The 17144-nt window shown below is 41.3% G+C and carries 32 protein-coding genes and 1 other RNA gene; 31 read left to right on the plus strand and 2 right to left on the minus strand.

Annotated elements, in window-relative coordinates; translation table 11 throughout:
• The first annotated feature begins 2 nt into the window (after nucleotides 1-2).
• The 3 genes from rnr to ssrA all read left to right on the plus strand — a co-directional run bounded on the left by rnr (nucleotide 3) and on the right by ssrA (nucleotide 3496).
• A complete protein-coding gene (rnr, locus tag QA442_RS04605; protein WP_095431897.1) occupies nucleotides 3-2342 on the plus strand; it encodes a ribonuclease R in 2340 nt (779 codons plus the stop codon).
• A gap of 144 nt (nucleotides 2343-2486) precedes the next feature.
• The gene (gene smpB / locus QA442_RS04610) at nucleotides 2487-2957 is read left to right on the plus strand and encodes an SsrA-binding protein (RefSeq protein WP_095431896.1); all 471 of its coding nucleotides are present in this window, start codon (nucleotides 2487-2489) and stop codon (nucleotides 2955-2957) included.
• 176 nt (nucleotides 2958-3133) lie between these two features.
• Nucleotides 3134-3496: a transfer-messenger RNA gene (gene ssrA / locus QA442_RS04615) on the plus strand.
• A 74-nt stretch (nucleotides 3497-3570) separates the two neighbouring features.
• On the opposite strand, the gene QA442_RS04620 is transcribed toward ssrA, so the two are convergent.
• Nucleotides 3571-4632 carry a tyrosine-type recombinase/integrase gene (locus tag QA442_RS04620; RefSeq protein WP_046663969.1) on the minus strand — a complete coding sequence of 354 codons (1062 nt, stop codon included), beginning with the start codon at nucleotides 4630-4632 and terminating at the stop codon, nucleotides 3571-3573.
• A gap of 264 nt (nucleotides 4633-4896) precedes the next feature.
• Here QA442_RS04620 and QA442_RS04625 point away from each other — a divergent pair, with 264 nt between their 5' ends.
• Both QA442_RS04625 and QA442_RS04630 read left to right on the plus strand, forming a co-directional pair.
• Nucleotides 4897-5997 carry an AimR family lysis-lysogeny pheromone receptor gene (locus tag QA442_RS04625; protein ID WP_046663968.1) on the plus strand — a complete coding sequence of 367 codons (1101 nt, stop codon included), beginning with the start codon at nucleotides 4897-4899 and terminating at the stop codon, nucleotides 5995-5997.
• Nucleotides 5998-6015: 18 nt separating this feature from the next.
• The gene (locus QA442_RS04630; RefSeq protein WP_261799119.1) at nucleotides 6016-6144 is read left to right on the plus strand and encodes a hypothetical protein; all 129 of its coding nucleotides are present in this window, start codon (nucleotides 6016-6018) and stop codon (nucleotides 6142-6144) included.
• A gap of 287 nt (nucleotides 6145-6431) precedes the next feature.
• Here the strand turns inward: QA442_RS04630 and QA442_RS04635 are convergent, their stop codons facing one another.
• On the minus strand, nucleotides 6432-6830 hold the full coding sequence (locus QA442_RS04635; protein WP_147801342.1) for a helix-turn-helix domain-containing protein: 399 nt from the start codon (nucleotides 6828-6830) through the stop codon (nucleotides 6432-6434).
• A gap of 234 nt (nucleotides 6831-7064) precedes the next feature.
• Between QA442_RS04635 and QA442_RS04640 the strand changes: the two genes are divergently transcribed.
• The 26 genes from QA442_RS04640 to QA442_RS04765 all read left to right on the plus strand — a co-directional run bounded on the left by QA442_RS04640 (nucleotide 7065) and on the right by QA442_RS04765 (nucleotide 17111).
• Entirely contained in the window at nucleotides 7065-7268 is a 204-nt protein-coding gene (locus QA442_RS04640) for a helix-turn-helix domain-containing protein (RefSeq protein WP_147801343.1), read from the plus strand.
• Between the two features lie 52 nt (nucleotides 7269-7320).
• The gene (locus QA442_RS04645; protein WP_116363038.1) at nucleotides 7321-7512 is read left to right on the plus strand and encodes a helix-turn-helix transcriptional regulator; all 192 of its coding nucleotides are present in this window, start codon (nucleotides 7321-7323) and stop codon (nucleotides 7510-7512) included.
• Between the two features lie 24 nt (nucleotides 7513-7536).
• Entirely contained in the window at nucleotides 7537-7767 is a 231-nt protein-coding gene (locus QA442_RS04650) for a hypothetical protein (RefSeq protein ID WP_116363037.1), read from the plus strand.
• Nucleotides 7760-8611 (plus strand): conserved phage C-terminal domain-containing protein, encoded by an 852-nt coding sequence (locus QA442_RS04655; protein ID WP_147801344.1) that lies wholly within the window; start codon nucleotides 7760-7762, stop codon nucleotides 8609-8611. Before QA442_RS04650 ends, QA442_RS04655 begins: the two co-directional genes overlap by 8 nt.
• Nucleotides 8562-9416, plus strand: a complete 855-nt coding sequence (locus QA442_RS04660) for an ATP-binding protein (protein WP_116363035.1) — start codon at nucleotides 8562-8564, stop codon at nucleotides 9414-9416. Before QA442_RS04655 ends, QA442_RS04660 begins: the two co-directional genes overlap by 50 nt.
• Nucleotides 9403-9564 carry a hypothetical protein gene (locus QA442_RS04665; protein WP_187265335.1) on the plus strand — a complete coding sequence of 54 codons (162 nt, stop codon included), beginning with the start codon at nucleotides 9403-9405 and terminating at the stop codon, nucleotides 9562-9564. Before QA442_RS04660 ends, QA442_RS04665 begins: the two co-directional genes overlap by 14 nt.
• Nucleotides 9561-9719 carry a DUF6906 family protein gene (locus tag QA442_RS04670; protein WP_003220291.1) on the plus strand — a complete coding sequence of 53 codons (159 nt, stop codon included), beginning with the start codon at nucleotides 9561-9563 and terminating at the stop codon, nucleotides 9717-9719. The genes QA442_RS04665 and QA442_RS04670 overlap by 4 nt, the downstream gene beginning before the upstream one ends.
• Complete coding sequence (locus tag QA442_RS04675; protein ID WP_128993389.1) at nucleotides 9716-10264, plus strand: hypothetical protein; 549 nt, start codon at nucleotides 9716-9718, stop codon at nucleotides 10262-10264. The genes QA442_RS04670 and QA442_RS04675 overlap by 4 nt, the downstream gene beginning before the upstream one ends.
• Before the next feature lie 107 nt (nucleotides 10265-10371).
• A complete protein-coding gene (locus QA442_RS04680) occupies nucleotides 10372-10512 on the plus strand; it encodes a BH0509 family protein (protein ID WP_128993388.1) in 141 nt (46 codons plus the stop codon).
• A gap of 14 nt (nucleotides 10513-10526) precedes the next feature.
• Nucleotides 10527-10682, plus strand: coding sequence for a hypothetical protein (locus tag QA442_RS04685; protein ID WP_164972453.1), 156 nt, complete (start codon nucleotides 10527-10529; stop codon nucleotides 10680-10682).
• Nucleotides 10683-10760: 78 nt separating this feature from the next.
• On the plus strand, nucleotides 10761-10958 hold the full coding sequence (locus tag QA442_RS04690) for an XtrA/YqaO family protein (RefSeq protein WP_003220282.1): 198 nt from the start codon (nucleotides 10761-10763) through the stop codon (nucleotides 10956-10958).
• Nucleotides 10959-11000: 42 nt separating this feature from the next.
• Nucleotides 11001-11378 (plus strand): hypothetical protein, encoded by a 378-nt coding sequence (locus QA442_RS04695; RefSeq protein ID WP_187265322.1) that lies wholly within the window; start codon nucleotides 11001-11003, stop codon nucleotides 11376-11378.
• Entirely contained in the window at nucleotides 11375-11623 is a 249-nt protein-coding gene (locus QA442_RS04700; protein WP_147801345.1) for a hypothetical protein, read from the plus strand. Before QA442_RS04695 ends, QA442_RS04700 begins: the two co-directional genes overlap by 4 nt.
• A gap of 12 nt (nucleotides 11624-11635) precedes the next feature.
• Nucleotides 11636-12616: a DNA cytosine methyltransferase gene (locus QA442_RS04705; RefSeq protein ID WP_279473763.1), complete on the plus strand. Its 981-nt coding sequence runs from the start codon at nucleotides 11636-11638 to the stop codon at nucleotides 12614-12616.
• Between the two features lie 109 nt (nucleotides 12617-12725).
• On the plus strand, nucleotides 12726-12935 hold the full coding sequence (locus QA442_RS04710; protein WP_279473764.1) for a hypothetical protein: 210 nt from the start codon (nucleotides 12726-12728) through the stop codon (nucleotides 12933-12935).
• Nucleotides 12932-13366: a YopX family protein gene (locus QA442_RS04715; protein ID WP_279473765.1), complete on the plus strand. Its 435-nt coding sequence runs from the start codon at nucleotides 12932-12934 to the stop codon at nucleotides 13364-13366. The genes QA442_RS04710 and QA442_RS04715 overlap by 4 nt, the downstream gene beginning before the upstream one ends.
• Nucleotides 13359-13550, plus strand: a complete 192-nt coding sequence (locus QA442_RS04720) for a hypothetical protein (RefSeq protein WP_279473766.1) — start codon at nucleotides 13359-13361, stop codon at nucleotides 13548-13550. Before QA442_RS04715 ends, QA442_RS04720 begins: the two co-directional genes overlap by 8 nt.
• Nucleotides 13550-13738, plus strand: coding sequence for a hypothetical protein (locus QA442_RS04725; protein WP_069150174.1), 189 nt, complete (start codon nucleotides 13550-13552; stop codon nucleotides 13736-13738). The genes QA442_RS04720 and QA442_RS04725 overlap by 1 nt, the downstream gene beginning before the upstream one ends.
• Nucleotides 13738-13944 (plus strand): hypothetical protein, encoded by a 207-nt coding sequence (locus QA442_RS04730; RefSeq protein WP_208561495.1) that lies wholly within the window; start codon nucleotides 13738-13740, stop codon nucleotides 13942-13944. Before QA442_RS04725 ends, QA442_RS04730 begins: the two co-directional genes overlap by 1 nt.
• A 98-nt stretch (nucleotides 13945-14042) precedes the next feature.
• Nucleotides 14043-14165, plus strand: a complete 123-nt coding sequence (locus tag QA442_RS04735) for a hypothetical protein (RefSeq protein WP_279473767.1) — start codon at nucleotides 14043-14045, stop codon at nucleotides 14163-14165.
• A gap of 16 nt (nucleotides 14166-14181) precedes the next feature.
• On the plus strand, nucleotides 14182-14631 hold the full coding sequence (locus QA442_RS04740; RefSeq protein WP_147801349.1) for an ArpU family phage packaging/lysis transcriptional regulator: 450 nt from the start codon (nucleotides 14182-14184) through the stop codon (nucleotides 14629-14631).
• A complete protein-coding gene (locus QA442_RS04745; RefSeq protein WP_003220264.1) occupies nucleotides 14631-15173 on the plus strand; it encodes a tyrosine-type recombinase/integrase in 543 nt (180 codons plus the stop codon). Before QA442_RS04740 ends, QA442_RS04745 begins: the two co-directional genes overlap by 1 nt.
• Before the next feature lie 219 nt (nucleotides 15174-15392).
• Nucleotides 15393-15872 carry a hypothetical protein gene (locus QA442_RS04750; protein WP_147801350.1) on the plus strand — a complete coding sequence of 160 codons (480 nt, stop codon included), beginning with the start codon at nucleotides 15393-15395 and terminating at the stop codon, nucleotides 15870-15872.
• A gap of 147 nt (nucleotides 15873-16019) precedes the next feature.
• Nucleotides 16020-16430: a hypothetical protein gene (locus tag QA442_RS04755; protein WP_279473769.1), complete on the plus strand. Its 411-nt coding sequence runs from the start codon at nucleotides 16020-16022 to the stop codon at nucleotides 16428-16430.
• Nucleotides 16427-16801, plus strand: a complete 375-nt coding sequence (locus tag QA442_RS04760; protein WP_147801352.1) for an HNH endonuclease signature motif containing protein — start codon at nucleotides 16427-16429, stop codon at nucleotides 16799-16801. Before QA442_RS04755 ends, QA442_RS04760 begins: the two co-directional genes overlap by 4 nt.
• A complete protein-coding gene (locus QA442_RS04765; RefSeq protein ID WP_250540063.1) occupies nucleotides 16761-17111 on the plus strand; it encodes a transglycosylase in 351 nt (116 codons plus the stop codon). Before QA442_RS04760 ends, QA442_RS04765 begins: the two co-directional genes overlap by 41 nt.
• Nucleotides 17112-17144: the final 33 nt, after the last annotated feature.

Raw genomic sequence — 17144 nt, forward strand, 5'->3', positions numbered from 1 at the left:
TAATGGAAAAAGAAGCATTTATGGAAAAGCTTCTCTCGTTTATGAAGGAAGAGGCATATAAGCCTTTGACTGTTCAGGAACTAGAGGAGATGTTAAAAATTACGGAAGCCGAGGAGTTTAAAGAGCTCGTCAAAGCGTTAGTCGCCTTGGAAGAAAAAGGGCTTATCGTACGGACGAGAAGTGACCGCTACGGCATTCCGGAGAAGATGAATTTAATAAAAGGAAAGATTTCAGCGCATGCGAAAGGATTCGCCTTTTTGCTGCCTGAGGATACGTCGTTAAGCGATGTGTTTATTCCGCCTAATGAGCTGAATACAGCAATGAACGGCGATATCGTCATGGTTCGCCTGAATTCACAGTCAAGCGGCTCCAGACAGGAAGGAACCGTCATACGGATTTTAGAAAGAGCGATTCAGCGGGTTGTCGGCACGTATACAGAAACGAGAAACTTCGGCTTTGTCATTCCGGACGACAAAAAAATCACGAGTGACATCTTCATTCCGAAAAACGGGAAAAATGGAGCTGCGGAAGGGCATAAGGTTGTTGTCAAGCTGACGAGCTATCCTGAAGGCCGCATGAACGCTGAGGGCGAGATTGAAACCATTCTCGGCCACAAAAATGATCCGGGCATTGATATTTTATCGGTCATTCATAAGCACGGCCTGCCGGGAGAATTTCCAGCTGACGCGATGGAACAGGCATCTAGTACGCCTGACACAATTGATGAAAAAGATCTGAAAGACCGCCGTGATCTCCGTGACCAGGTGATTGTCACCATTGATGGGGCGGACGCGAAGGATTTGGATGATGCAGTTACCGTGACGAAGCTGGACGATGGAAGCTTCAAGCTTGGCGTTCATATTGCTGATGTCAGCCATTATGTAACCGAAAACTCACCGATTGACAAAGAAGCGCTTGAAAGAGGGACGAGTGTGTATTTGGTTGACCGTGTCATCCCGATGATTCCGCACAGATTGTCAAACGGCATCTGCTCCTTAAATCCAAAGGTTGACCGCCTGACGCTTTCTTGTGAAATGACCATTAACAGTCAGGGACAGGTGACAGAGCACGAGATCTTCCAAAGTGTCATCAAAACAACGGAAAGAATGACATATTCAGATGTGAATAAAATTCTTGTTGACGATGATGAAGAGCTGAAACAAAAATACGAGCCTCTTGTTCCGATGTTCAAAGACATGGAGCGCCTGGCTCAAATTCTTCGCGATAAGCGGATGGACCGCGGCGCCGTTGACTTTGATTTCAAAGAAGCAAAGGTGCTTGTCGATGACGAAGGAGCGGTTAAAGACGTTGTGATCAGAGAACGCTCTGTCGCCGAGAAGCTCATTGAAGAATTTATGCTTGTGGCAAATGAAACAGTAGCGGAGCATTTCCATTGGATGAACGTCCCGTTTATATACCGGATTCACGAAGAGCCGAATGCTGAAAAGCTGCAAAAGTTTTTAGAGTTTGTGACGACATTTGGCTATGTGGTGAAAGGAACGGCGGGAAATATTCATCCGCGCGCCCTGCAAAGCATTCTGGACGCTGTGCGTGACAGACCAGAGGAAACGGTTATATCTACTGTTATGCTCCGTTCGATGAAACAGGCGAAATACGACCCGCAAAGCTTGGGGCACTTCGGTCTGTCAACGGAATTCTATACGCATTTCACATCGCCGATCCGCCGTTATCCGGACTTAATCGTTCACCGTCTGATCCGAACGTATTTGATCAACGGCAAAGTCGATGAAGCGACTCAGGAAAAGTGGGCTGAACGCCTGCCGGATATCGCCGAACATACATCATCTATGGAGCGCCGTGCAGTTGATGCCGAGCGTGAGACGGATGATCTGAAAAAAGCGGAATACATGCTTGATAAAATCGGTGAAGAGTTTGACGGCATGATCAGCTCTGTGACAAACTTCGGAATGTTCGTCGAGCTGCCGAATACAATTGAAGGACTCGTCCATGTCAGTTTTATGACAGATGACTACTACCGCTTTGACGAACAGCATTTCGCAATGATTGGCGAGCGGACAGGCAACGTCTTCCGCATCGGGGATGAAATCACAGTCAAGGTTGTCGATGTCAATAAAGATGAGCGCAATATCGACTTTGAAATCGTCGGCATGAAGGGCTCTCCACGCCGTCCGAGAGAATTGGACAGCAGCCGGAGCAGAAAACGCGGAAAACCTGCCAGAAAACGCGTTCAAAGCACCAATACACCTGTTTCTCCAGCGCCGTCTGAGGAAAAAGGAGAATGGTTCACTAAGCCGAAGAAGAAAAAGAAAAAACGCGGCTTCCAAAATGCGCCGAAACAGAAACGGAAAAAGAAGAAATAACAGCTCAACCAGCAAATAGGGCCGCAGCGCTCTATTTGCTTTCTTTCGGAAACAGCTTTTCATTGTAGCGGTACGTGACATTTGGTAAAATAGAGCGTATCGCAAAAGGTGGACAGTTTTTCCTTAGAGAGAGGAGGTTCTGGCATGCCAAAAGGGTCAGGAAAAGTATTATCTCAAAATAAGAAAGCCAACCACGATTATTTTATAGAAGAAACCTATGAAACCGGCATCGTTCTGCAAGGAACCGAAATCAAATCGATTCGCGCCGGTCGCGTAAACCTTAAGGATTCCTTCGCCAAAATCGAACAGGGAGAAGTGTTTCTCCACAATATGCACGTCAGCCCATATGAGCAGGGAAACCGCTATAACCACGATCCGCTCCGTACGAGAAAGCTGTTAATGCACCGTAAGGAGATTAACAAGCTGATCGGGTTAACAAAGGAAAAAGGTTATTCTCTCGTTCCGCTGAAGCTATATTTGAAAAATGGCTTTGCCAAAGTGCTTCTCGGCCTTGGAAAAGGGAAGAAGAACTATGACAAACGGGAAGACCTGAAGCGCAAGGACGCGAAGCGGGAAATCGAAAGAGCATTCAGAGACAGCCAAAAAGGCTTCTAAAGGCATAGTGCTTGATTCGAAAATCAGGCCTGTGCTATACTGTGTTCACGATCAGATCACGTCGACATTCATTTGAAGGATTTGACAATTGAAAAGAGCCGTGATCATGTTATAATAAGACTATAGCCAGTTTGAGTGAGAGCTTGATATTTTCTCCCGTATTTCCCTTATACCAAGGGGACGTTACGGATTCGACAGGGATGGATCGAGCTTGAGCTGCGAGCCGAGAGGCGATCTCGTAAACACGCACTTAAATATAACTGGCAAAACTAACAGTTTTAACCAAAACGTAGCATTAGCTGCCTAATAAGCGCAGCGAGCTCTTCCTGACATTGCCTATGTGTCTGTGAAGAGCACATCTAAGTAGGCTACGCTTGCGTTCCCGTCTGAGAACGTAAGAAGAGATGAACAGACTAGCTCTCGGAAGGCCCGCCCGCAGGCAAGAAGATGAGTGAAACCATAAATATGCAGGCTACGCTCGTAGACGCTTAAGTAATCGATGTTTCTGGACGTGGGTTCGACTCCCACCGTCTCCATACATACTTTGAAACCGCAGTGCTATCAAGGCTTTTAAAGCTTTTGAGGGCACTGCGGTAACATTTTGGTAACACTTTTAAAATTTTTCGTTTTCCATAAAGCCAATAACCTCATGTTGTGCAGACGGATAAAGGTGACTATACGTGTTCAATGTTTCGGCAACATTCTTATGCCCCAGCCTTTGAGCGATGACCAAAGGATTGCATCTTTTATTGATCAAGTATGATGCATGTGAATGTCTGAATTCATGGAGCACTATTTTTTTAACTCCTGATTTTTTAAGATATTTTTCGTAGCGTCTGTCAATTGTGCTGGTCGCTATGCTATCGTAAAAAGAACCAAAAACCCTATAATCTGATTTAACTGGCGCTATGTTTTCAGCGCTTTTTTTTATGTCTTTTAATTGGTCCATGACTTGTTTTGGCATGAGGATAACCCGGATTGATGACTTTGTTTTGGGTTTGGTTATTTCTCGATTGTATTCTGTCTTATTTATGTCAATATGATTGTTCTCAAAATCAACGTCCGCCCAGGTTAATGCTAGCAATTCACCCTTACGAGCTCCACTAAAATATAGAGTTGAAAAAAATGCTCTATACATCGGATCATCTACCACCGAAATGAACCTCTTAAATTCATCGAACTCCCAGTAATTCAAACGCTTATTCACTTCTACCTCAAAATTGCCGGCGATTTTTGCCGGGTTATTTTTCGTGTTATGAAACCTTGTTGAGAAATTGAAAACAGCGGAGAGGGTAGAATGAATTTTCTTCAAAAAGTCAGGAGCGTATTGATCAATGATTTTATTTTGATACATCATAACATTTTTAGGTGTTATGGATTCCACTTTCATGTTACCGAATTCCTTGATCAAGTGATTGAAAAGAATATTCTTAATGACATTTACCGATGACGTTTTTCGTCGGGCCTTATACCAAACATAATAACTTTCTGCAGCTTCTTTGAACGTGATCCGTGATCCGGAATCCTTAAATAGGAGCATTTCTGCTTCTGCCTCTTTTGCTGCCTTTTTGGTTTTAAACCCTCGGCGCTTTACTTGTTTTACCTTTCCATCATTTTGGGGTACACGACAAATAAAGTAATAAGAGTTTTGTTTCTCGTCCTTATATACAGGCATATCATTCAACCTTTCTAAAGAATAACTATTGCATAGTGAAATAATACTATTAAGATAGCACTGGATTTAAAACTTGAAAAGAAAAGTTTACATATTTCATGCGAAAATAGACGGAAAATTCAATACTTTTTATTACAAATATGGTATAATTAAGTATAGAAATATTTCTCTTCAAAAATATTGCAAAATTCTAAATATTTTCGTCATGGTTCGACAATATTCTTTTTGCACTTATGTTAAATTTGAGTTGAAAAGGTGATTATAGTGAACGAGGTAGCAACAAGAGACATAAGAGTGCATCTAAAAGAACTCATAAAATCATCGGGAGAAAGACAGAATACCGTCGCAGCGAATATAGGAATTAGCGAAGGATACCTAAGCAAATTTCTTAATGGGAAAGAAATAAATTTCTGGATGGTAAGAGATATAGTCCAATATTTGGATAGCAACAATGAGACTGAGTTATTGAGAAGATATTGTCTAAATGGAGTAAAGAAGAAGAATTACCCTGCGGCACTAGAATATTGTTATGCCAAACGACTATTTACAGTCGTGGAAACTTTGATTGATGAACAGATTAAACGTGATGGAAAGTCCAATATATGGTCAGATATTTATACATTCATCCTTAGATTTAGACTCTCAGATGGAAATTACGAGTATATAGAAGGCCTAAAACGATTCAGACCAAGTTGTCATGAGACGAAAACATTACTACAGATATTAGAAATGTATGCTAGTTTTTATAATGGGAGATATGAGCTAACCCTTTATCAAATTGAAAACATTAAAAGGTTAATTAAAGATATATCAGATCCATTTTTAAAATTAGCCTACGCTGCACGTTTGGAAGAGGTTTCGGTGAATATATACTTAAAGCAAGACAATAACATCTATAAAGCCAGAGAATCGGCTTATTCTTTGTTGGAAAAAAATCTGAGCGTAAACCTTAACATGACAGCATTATATATACTGGCGTTGTCCTATATGAACGAGTCATATTCGTTATCATATGAGCACTACATAAAGTGTATAAAACTACTAGAAAACTTTCCAGATCGAGAAGATGAATTAATTCAGAATAAAGAAGAGATAGCAATTTTACAGCGCTTTTGGAACAAAGAAATTTCTGAGGAATTTCAGGTGACTGATTTTGCAAAGGCATTGGCCAAACAGACTTCGCTAAGCTCTTTTTATGAGCACGATTATTATAAAAAATATGCTCTGCTCTTCGATGGGATAATGGAAGAGTCCGCAGAAAAGTTGCTTCTGTCACTCTATCATTTTTCTCAGCAACGTGATCAATTTAGAGCAAACCTTCCAAAAATATACTTGATAAAATTAGGATTTAATTTTAATATTTAGTAGCGGGAGGTGTTGCAGATGAAAAAAATGTCTTTAGTCCTAACCTTGGCGTTCGGTATATTGACCTTGGCTTATGTAAATGGTGCATTGGATCATTCAAATGCACAAGGTAATTTCCAAACAGCTGAGATTAGAGTCGGAGCATAATCTTTCATCAACACCCCGAAAAGCATATTAAATAAACAAAAAAGACGCTGCCAGAAATGGCAACGTCTTTCGTGCTTTTTGGGGAAATTTCCTGTTTTCAAAAAAAACGAAAACAGGAAATTCTTCTAAAAGTATTTGTTTTGATTACAATTTAAAATATAATAGAACATATGTTCTATATAAATTGGGGGATACAACATGAAAATCACTTTTGAAAATCTTATTGAAAATTTAAGAAAAGAGATTAACAAAGATAAGGAAAAATTAAATGACCGAAAAGAGGCGGTTTAGTCCTTATCGCTCATATAGCTTTCCTTTAATTTCCTTAATTCTTTCAAGTGTTGAATCACAATTTGCAATTCTTCTTCTGTTATCTTGCTACCGTTCTCGTGCACTATATTGAGTTTTTTTAAATCGTCTACTGTAATACTTTGCTGTGCGAGCAACTTTTTCTCCGGGTCTGTAAAGCTATCCAAGCTTTCTTCATCAAAAAATAAATATGATTTATGAACATTAAAGTAATCAGCGATTTTCTCTATAACCTTTAACGAAGGCACTTGAGTATTGTTTTCTATTCTTGATAAATAACTCTGAGAAATTCCGATTTCTTTAGCTGCCTCATCCACAGTTTTTTTCTTTTCGGTTCTCAGACGTTTAACGGCATGTCCAATTTTCTTACTTTCCATGCTTTAACCACCTTTTCATCTAAGGGATAAAGGATAAATAATTTGAATTTAATGTCAAAAATAAATTGACTTTAAATTCAAATTTAAAGTCAATGATACAAATAATGATATAAATATTATATCATAGCAACTTTCCCGTCGGGAATATTGTATTGAAAAAAATACTTGCCATGAATATTCCTGTGTGGTATATTTTGAATATATTCCTGACAAGAATACTTTGGAGGGGTTAATTTGATAGACTTATCTGAACTTGGTCATATGATCAGGAAAAAAAGAAAAGAGAGCGGTCTTTCTCAAACAGTTTTTGCAGAAAAGATCGGCTGTACTGGTTCTTATGTTTCACGGTTAGAAAACGGAAAGGTTTCGCCGACCTTAAAAAGCCTAGAACAAATTTCGCAATCGTTAAATATCAAAGCGAAACTTTTTTTTGAATAGTTTTATACCTGTCAGGAATACGGATTAGGGAAAGGAGGTGTTTGATTGAGTTATGTATTTAAACCTTTATGTCGCTAGGAAAGAAAAAAGAAAATCTCAGCGTGAAATTGCTGAAATTTTGAAGATTAGTCCGCAGACCTATTACTTAAAGGAATCCGGTAAAAGAGAATTTCTTCTGTCGGAGGCGCGAATTTTGGCTCAACATTTCGGGCGGTCTATAGATGAACTGTTCAAAGTGAGTTAAATCGCAGTTAGGAGGTAAAGCGCCATGTATTTAATTAGTCAAGTTTGGCTAAATCAAAAATTTAACATTGTGATTAGCGAATCACCTACAACCCATCAGCGTCAACTAACTAAATTACAAGAGTTAGGGGGCTCTGTCGTTGCAAATGATTGTTCTGCTGACACCCTTGGTTCTGTAATTGTTAACGGAAAGAGATCGCCCTGGCCTTTGACTAAAACGGAAGCAATAGAGCAGGGGAGTGAAACTAATGGCTAAATTCCGGCAGGTTCATGTGCAATTCTGGCAAGATCCAAAAGTATTAGAGGAATTAACACCTGAGGATAAATACTTTTATTTGTATCTCTTAACTAATCCCAATACGACTCAAATAGGCATTTACTCTATTACTAAAAAGCAAATGGCCTTTGATATTGGATATTCAATCGAATCGATTAACAGTCTTATGGAACGGTTTCAAAATCATCATAGGTTAATCGTGTATAACTCTGATACACGGGAAATTGCCATCATCAAGTGGGGGAAATACAACCTCAATAAAGCTGGAAAACCAATGATGGACTGCATAGAAAAAGAGCTGCAGGAAGTTAAGGACAAAACGTTGATAGAGCTTCTTTATCCGCACATTCCTAATGAAGCTATCAGGGAATCATTTTCACGATACGTAAACGACACGTATCACGATACGTTACCGACAAGTGGACAAGAAAAAGAAGAAGAAAAAGAAGAAGAAAAAGAAAAAGATATATTGTCGGGTAAACCCGACGCCGCATCCTCCTCAAAAAAAGCAATAGAGGAGATTCCTTACAAGCTGATCATTGATCTTTTGAACAAAGTATCAGGCAAAAACTATCGCTCATCTACACCTAAAACAAGAAATCTTATAAAGGCCAGATGGAACGAAGGTTTTAGATTCAATGATTTTAAACATGTCATCCTTGTAAAAACCCAAGAATGGTTAAATGATCCGGAAATGAACAAATTCATTCGTCCAGAAACGCTATTCGGTACCAAGTTTGAAAATTATTTAAATCAAAAGGGAGGCCGTCAGTTTGATTCCAGCCCAGCAAACGAAACAAACCAATACACAGGCCTTTTCTAAAGCAGTTCCTAAAAGCCTGCAGCACTTGTTTCCGAAAAAGATCGGCGTTAGAGAGTGTGAGGGGTGCGGTAACGAGGTTCCGATTTACTTACAGAATGGCAAGAAGCATAGCCGGTGTTTAGCTTGTGACAACCTTGCACTTGAAAAAGAAATGATTGAGTTTCAAGAAGAAACAGCAGCGGACGCATTCTTCTGGAATAACAGTCTGGTTCCTCCGGATATTCAGAAAGCCGCATTCGGTAATTTCAACTTGAAAGGCTTATCAGACTCACAGATGGACGCCTTCCGAAAGCTGAAATGGTACGCTGAGAACTTTGAAAACTGGGGAGACTTTGATTCTTTGCTACTACAAGGGAATTACGGGATCGGAAAGAGTCACTTGTCTCACAGCGTTGCGCAGTATGTTAAAGGGCTGCGGAAAAAAGTGATTTTCGCAAATACCAAAATGCTGCTACGGAAAATCCGAAACTCATACGGAGATAAGACGGAAACAGAAAGCCTTATTCTTAAAAACATTGAAGAATGCCAGTTACTTGTGCTTGATGACTTGGGCGCAGAGTACGTCAAAAAGGACAAAGACGGTGAGGAATCATGGGCTACCGACTTGATACTGACAATTATTGAGTCTCGGCAGGACAAGCCCAATATTATTACCACCAATTACAACGTTGAAAGCCTTCAAGCGAAATACGGTATTCACGGCGGCCGCATCATATCTCGAATGATGAAAGGGACAAAGGTTGTCAAGTTTACCGGAGAGGATAAACGCATCCCTAAAGGAGGTGGAAACAGTGCATGGAACTAATGCTCAATTGATTATGCCCGGCGTATGGGAGCTCAAGCCAGAACGGAAGCTTACTGACGCCGAACGCAAAAAAGAGATTAATAAACTTATTGCTCTCATTGATCAGAAAATTACTGACTATCAAAACTTTAGGAGGAATGCAGTTTGAAACACGGTAAACGCCCAACACGCGCGCAAAAGGACATTATCAAGCAAAACGGTTTAAATCCAAACAACTGGCTGGTTTCTAAAAACCTGCAGCATGAACAGAGATTGATCATTGTTCACCGGTATACCGGTACGGTAAGGAAGTGTTTGGCATGAGCGTGGCGGTTCTTGCTGATCGTTTAGAAATCGCTTTGACTGATCTTAATTTTGAATGGTCATTGGTGCAAATGCGTCAGGTTGTTGATTACTGGTACGACGGCAAATCCATTTATGACATGGCGGAGCTGCTGAATAGAAAGCCAGATGAAATCATTTTGCTGATTGTTGACTTTGCAAGAGGCCGCGTGCTCCCGCCACGTCCTTATGGTTTAAATGCAAATAAACGAATTTCAATCAAGAGAACGCACCTGAAAGGTAAAAAAGATAATCTGCGGCGGTTCGTGCAGGATAGCCCGGTGTATATACCATTCATTGAAAAAAACTTTGTCTGGAATGATTCGGAGATCAAGCGGTTTCGTGAAATGTGGGAAGCCAATGAGTCTATTATCTGTATTTCAGAGGAGCTTAATAGAGACATAGACGAAGTGCTGTTCCTCGTTATGGATCAAGCCAGCAGGGACTTCATTCAGCCACGAATGAACGGGCTTCTCGGAAAGGATGCGACAGAACATGATCTTATCAGGCAGCGCCTTCCCATTTGAGAAAGCAACCATTCACCAACTCATGGTCATCGTGCGGTATGAAGAATGTCCGCCTGACTATAAAAATGCTGCGATGCAATTATTGATCAAGAAGGGAGCGGGGACCGTTGGAATGGACAGAACGTCAGCACTTGATTGAGTGGCTCACTGTCTTGGGTGGATACGGAAAAGCATTTCTGGAACGCCAGTCAGACGATGAAATTGAGACACTTTACAATCTGCGCATCAAACAATTGAACGAAGAGTAAGGAGGCGAGAGGACATGACAGAAAATAAAAACTTACGTCAGCATGGGGAAGTTATTACATGGGTTATGACGGAAGAGGAGCGTTTGGAGTATATAAAAAAACATCCAATCATCCCAGCGGAAGAACCACAGACAAAGCTGCAAGTTTTCCCGATGAACGATTGGATGTAATGATGGTCACTTAGTAAATGCCACCGTATGGAAAATAGAAACTCAACACTTTTATTATACCATACGGGGGCGTTTATAGTGAACTGTCCAAAACATATAGAAAATCTGGAACAGGTACTTAATCAAATTGAAAATGACAAAAATTACGTCATTGTGATTGACGGAAACAATAAATCATTCAAGTTAACGGAAATGCCAGAGCACGGGAAAACAATCGTGCAAACGTCAAAAGGCAATCTTTCCAGAATTGATTTTGAGATCGGATATAAAATGTGACGCAGAGGGGCCGGTCCTCTCTGCGATATGGGAGGAACAGGCATGAACCAATATAAATTCACTTTATTATCGGGCGTTGTGTTTCGTAAGGATATTTCAGGGGTTTGTTTTACCGAGCTGGGTACTAACAGTCTTCCACTCGGCAAGGATCAAGCGGTAAACCTTCTTGCTGATGAAGTTATTGGGCTAAAGGAAATCATTGAAGAAAACAAGCGCCAGCAGGAAGTAACGGTTCATCAATTCCGGCAGACTCGGGAAGAACTTCAGCGGCTACAGTCTGAGAACGGGCGGTATAAAGAAGCATTAAAATTTTACGCGGAAGAAACAACATATACAAAAGAATTTGAAGACTGTCCACCTGCTATTGATATGGATTGGGGAGATATCGCAAAAAAAGCATTAGTAGGTGATGCAAAATGATTCCTTTACAAGTTGAGCTGCAGCGGGCAGTTAAATCCACGAAGGACGAAGCGATGACCATTTACGAGGCGGCCGAACACTTAAAGGTTAATGTCGAGGAAGTGCCTATGATCGTTGCTCAGGCTGATGATCTAAGAATGATCGGCAATGACGCAATTATTGCAAAAAGGGACAAAACAAATGGCTGGCTCATTGTGGCGATGGTTTTGATTTTATTCTTTGCAATCGCAGTCGGCTGGGAATAGGGGGATGACAGCATGAAAAGCATCGAGTTATTCGCAGGAATAGGGGGTATAGCGCTTGCTGCTGAATGGGCTGGAATTGAAACAGTCGCATTCTGTGAGCGTGAACCCTTCTGCCAGAAAGTATTGAATAAGAACTTCCCGGGCGTTCCCATCTTCGATGATGTACGCACCTTGAATAGACAGCTTTTAGAGGAAAAAGGAGTGATTGAGCCAGGTGGAACAATTGACATTATTTCAGGGGGATTCCCTTGCCAGCCTTACAGTATTGCCGGGAAGCGAAGAGGCACGGAAGATGACCGCGACCTCTGGCCGGAAATGTTTAGGATCATCAAAGAACTTAGACCCACTTGGGTTGTTGGTGAAAACGTTGCTAACTTCGCAAACATGGAGCTCGACCGCACGCTATTTGACTTGGAAAGCGCAGGTTACAAAGGGCAATCGTTTATTATACCGGCTTGCGCCGTCGACGCCAAACATCGAAGAGATCGAACCTTCGTTGTTGCCTACTCCGACAGCTTCGGACGGCACAACAGGGAGCATCATAGGGAAAAACGACAGTTTCACAGTGAATTCCACAGGGACTCTCAGGAAGAAAACCGGAAATGGGACGGACGGTTCAATAGGGTCGGGGAGGTACGTTCAATTCTTTCCGACTCCGACAGCAAGGGATTGGAAAGGACGAACAGGACCGAACTGGAATCATCAGACGCTCCCCGATGCAGTTCTCTGGCCGACTCCGAGAACAAAAGGGATGTGCGGCGGCACCGGTTCATTTCAGACAATGATAGATCTACAGGAAAAGGGAGTTATTACAGAACAGGAACGGAAACAGATGACAGCAGGCAACGCTGGCCAGCTGAACCCGACGTGGGTCGAGTGGCTCATGGGGTTCCCAACCGGGTGGACAGAATTAAAGGATTAGGCAACGCGGTTGTGCCTCAGCAGATTTACCCGATATTCAAAGCGATTATGGATCAGGAGGCGGCATCATGATCGAATACAGCTGCCCCGAATGTGGTCACAACGAATTAGATATAAAAATCCGCCCAGATGCACGCTGCCCGAAATGCGGCTGCAGCATGGGCGTTGAGGAGGAAATAGCGTGAAAATCGATAGCGTCTTATCATCAGAAAAAAAGCCATGTGCAGTATGCAATAGAGAAACTGACTCTTATAAAACCTATGAACAATCCAACATAACCATAGAAATACCAGCGTGTGATACAGAAAGCAGAAATTGCTTGCAGAAAGTAGACGTGAAAGATATGGCTTCATTCGCTATAAAAGTAGATATTCAGGAGGATGCACAATGAACACAGCATACAGAGTGTGGGACGGCGAGCAGATGCATTATTGGGATGAACCAGGTATGAGTTTAGAGATTATAGGGACTCATTGGTTTTTACGGAATATGGACAACAAAGGTCACAAGAGATATGTCACAGGAAGTCACGAAGAAGGAACGTCTCTCATGTGGGGAACTGGGATAAGAGAAGCGCCCGAAGAAATCCAACTTGGGGAAACAATTTATGCGGGGCACATTGTCCGACAAGAGAATCTTGATCCTGACTTATGCGGGAATCCCACTCTTATTGGGGAAGTGAAAATGATTGAGGGTCAATGGTGCATCGTCAACGACAAAAAAGAAGAGTGCCGCCCGTTGTTTTCTGAGACGGCGATAATCTCAATAATCGGCGACATTTTTCGAAATCCTGAGTTATTGGAGGGTGTGGAGAATGTATAAAAAAGCTGTGACGTCAGTCAAAGCCGGAACCCTAAAAGAAGCGTGTGAAAGGATACAAGCGGCGCATGATCTAGGATTCGTGGTAGAGGTTTTTCAATTTGAGAAGGCGAAACCGGATGGGGTTTTCACCCCTAACTTGTTTATGATTGATCTGTTTCTACCTGTGAAGGAGGGCGCGGATTGATGAAAATGAAAGTGTCTTTATCGCCAGAAGAGGTTAAACAAATAATCAAAAGCCATTTAGAAAAGAAATTCGGGAACGTCGGCAATGTAACGTTAGAAGTCAAACGAGAGTTGAGAGGTCACTATACAAACGAACATTATGAACCCGTCTTTAAATGCGCTGTTTGCGAAGTGGAGGGTGCGGAGTGATGGGGAATAAGTTTTCAGATATTGAAATGCAGATGATGTTTGATGAAATGAAAAAAATCATGCCACTGCAAATGCAAATGGTGAGTGAGACTTCAAAACTAATATCACTGTACTATGTGGAATATAAAGAGAATCCAAATATTGAGCCAGTAGACGTGGTCCCACTTGCAGTAAAATCAGCATTGAGCCAAATGGGATTCAATTAAAACTAAATAAGTCCAAGACGGAAAGCCTGCGGACACTGAACTTACAGCATTAAAGCTGTTTGTTTGGTGTCCGTTTTTTATTTGAACGGAGGGATGACATGAAAAAGAAAAAGCCCAATAAAAACGCACAGGAGCGTTCTGAACGGTTTTGGCGGCAAATGATGGGGCAAGACAGGCAAACATTGAAAAGAGGCAAAGGCGGGGCTTTAAGACGCAAATAAACGGGAGGGTAAAAATATGAATCAATTAACATTAAACATTCCTCAGATTGACGAAGAAGCGACTAAATTAAAAGCAGAGAAGCTGCTTGATCAATACCGGTTATATCTCTTACAGGTGCCAGATGATTTTTTACCAAAGGTTACACCTACTTACAGCATTGTTCCGCCAAGCATCACAAATGAGTTTCATTCTTCAACAGAAGAGGCAGCATTAAAGCGTCTTGATTGGGAGGTTCAGCGTGACAAATTCTTAAAAAGGATTCAAAGGGCTGTTAACCGGCTTTCTCAAAGAGAACGGCAGATCATCGTCATGCTCTATATGCAACTGGAAGAAATGTATGATTATGAAGTATATGCAGAAATGGGAATGAGCCAGCGCAGCTATTATCGTGTAAAGGCAAAAGCTCTCTATAGGCTGGCATTTGCTCTAAGAGAAGAAGTCTACAAGAAAGGGGCAGCTTCTTAATGAATTTTGTTCAACCTATACGTGACCCGGAATGCATCTTTTACATTAAGAGATTTTTAAAAGAGCAAAACATGAGGAATTACATGCTATTTGTGACCGGTATCAATTCAGGGCTACGCATATCAGATATTCTGCAGCTGAGAGTAAGAGACGCTAAACGGCCATACTTCAATCTCATAGAGAAGAAAACGAAAAAGAAAAAGAGAATCGACATGACGCCAGCTCTTCAAAGAGAATTTAAGGCCTATGTCGAAGGGAAAGAGGACCATGAGTTTCTCTTTAAAAGCCGTGAAGGGATTAACAAGCCAATATCCCGGTCGATGGCATACAAGATTCTCAGGGCGGCTGCTGAGTATGTTGGTTTAGATGACATCGGCACTCATACATTGAGGAAAACATTTGGCTATCACTTTTACAAACAAACGAAGGACGTAGCTATGCTGCAGGAGATATTTAATCACTCGGACCAACGGACAACCCTTAGATACATTGGAATCAATCAAGACGCCATGAACAACGCTATGAAGAAATTTAAAATATAATCAGGCTCATCCAAAACAACAAGGATGGGCCTTTTTCTTTGCATTTTTCGTCAATTCCTCAAAAATAGCAGGTGTGTAATTCATTTTAGGGATATCTGTTAAAAACAGAGAGGACAAGGGGTTGGCTCAGTTCGACGAGTTGCACAGTATAAAACATATGGGTAATTCGTGGATAATGTGGATATGTTATACTATACAAAAAAAGGGGGGAGTATGTTCATGACAGAATTATTAGAACAAGATTGGATAAAACAATTGGAAGAACAAAAAAGAACGCTAGAGAAACAAGAAGAAAAAATGGAAGAATTAACACTCAAACAGTCTAACATCATAAAAGATTATCTCGAAAAATTCGATGGAGTTATTAACTGGTATATTAAAAACAAAAGGTATTTCTATCACCCAAGTATTCGGTATCATTCTATCAGAGGACCTATATTAGGATTTTTGGAGGGAGAGGTAGCGGATGAACTGATTGTTTATAATGCAGAACAGAAAGAGATCATTTTAATAGATGTAAGCACGAAGGATGAGAAGATTGTTGCTCCATTTTTTATTGCTCAACAAGGTCAATTTAAGAATGCTATAGATGGTCTAAATTTCTTATTAGAAAACCAAAAAGAAGTAATTGAGGAACGGGCTAAGTCAATTAGCCAAATGGAAGAAGAAATAGAGGACGCTGAGTTTCAAATATTTTAAATTTGGCAGACAAACGGCACAAACATGGCAATATAACGGCACACCATTTTGTCTTTAGTGAGTTATTATGGTAATAGGCAATAAATCGACAGGCGCTGTCCCATTTGGGAGGGCGCTTTTTATTTTGTGAAAAGGGAGCGGCGTTACATGGAGTTGAATCTGTCATATATGAGTATTTCTGATTTATTGGAAAAGGCAGCAGAAAAGAATGAGCTGATTTATGTTAGAGAAAGGCAAAGGTGTTTAGGCAAAACAGCGTCGTTAATTCAATTTGCCAGAGAAAATAATTGCCCTATCTTAATGCATAGAAATGTCGCTTCTGACTATCAGTACATGCATCCAGACCTTGAATTTATAGACTATCATGATGGAAAAAGATTGGACGGTTTAGAGAACGTTGTATGCGACGAGGGCATTCCTTTTGACGTTGTTAAAGATTTGCATAGTAAAGGGTGTCTGTTAACGGGATTTGTTAGAAGAGATAATGTCCCTTACACATGTTCTTTAGAAGAAGCCTTGAGAGAAGTTTTATATAAAAGCTCGTGGTTTTATTCATGAAAAAACCATTAAAACCTTGCAATGAACCCGGCTGTCCCAACCTAACACGGGAGGGCTATTGTGAACATCACAAGCGAACCAAGCCGGCCTATGATCAATACCGGGAGTCCGCTGCCAAGCGTGGATATAACAGCAAGTGGAGGCAGGCGCGTCTAGGCTATCTGTCAAAGCATCCCTTCTGTGTATCATGCATGATGGAAGGTAGGCGGGTGCCGGCAACAGTAGTCGATCATATCAAACCGCATAAAGGAGACATGAAACTCTTTTGGGATTCAAGAAACTGGCAGCCACTATGCGCGCCGTGCCACAGCAGGAAGACAGCGAAGGAGGATGGAGGATTTGGGAACAGAACATCAAACATGCATGTGTGATGAATGTGGAACATTACTCTTGGTCAAAGGATGCTCAAAGGTCAGGAAGCATGACGACGGAATCCGTGAGCATTATATCAAGTGTCCTCGGTGTCGGACTGAGTATACATCCTATTACACCAACGCTGACATAAGACGTATGCAACAAAAGGTAAAGAAACTGTTTGCTCTTCGTGCAACGATGAAAAAGGAAACAGCATTCGATCTGTATACAAAGAAATTAAAAGAAGCACAAAAGAAATTAGAAGCCGCAATGCTGCAGTTGAAAGAGGAAATGAGCACCCCCCACCCTAAAATCTCTGAGGGGTGAACGCCGGAGACCGCGCTCCCCTCCCCATTTTGA

It is taken from the genome of Bacillus stercoris, assembly GCF_029772985.1.
Classification (GTDB): Bacteria; Bacillota; Bacilli; order Bacillales; family Bacillaceae; genus Bacillus; species Bacillus stercoris.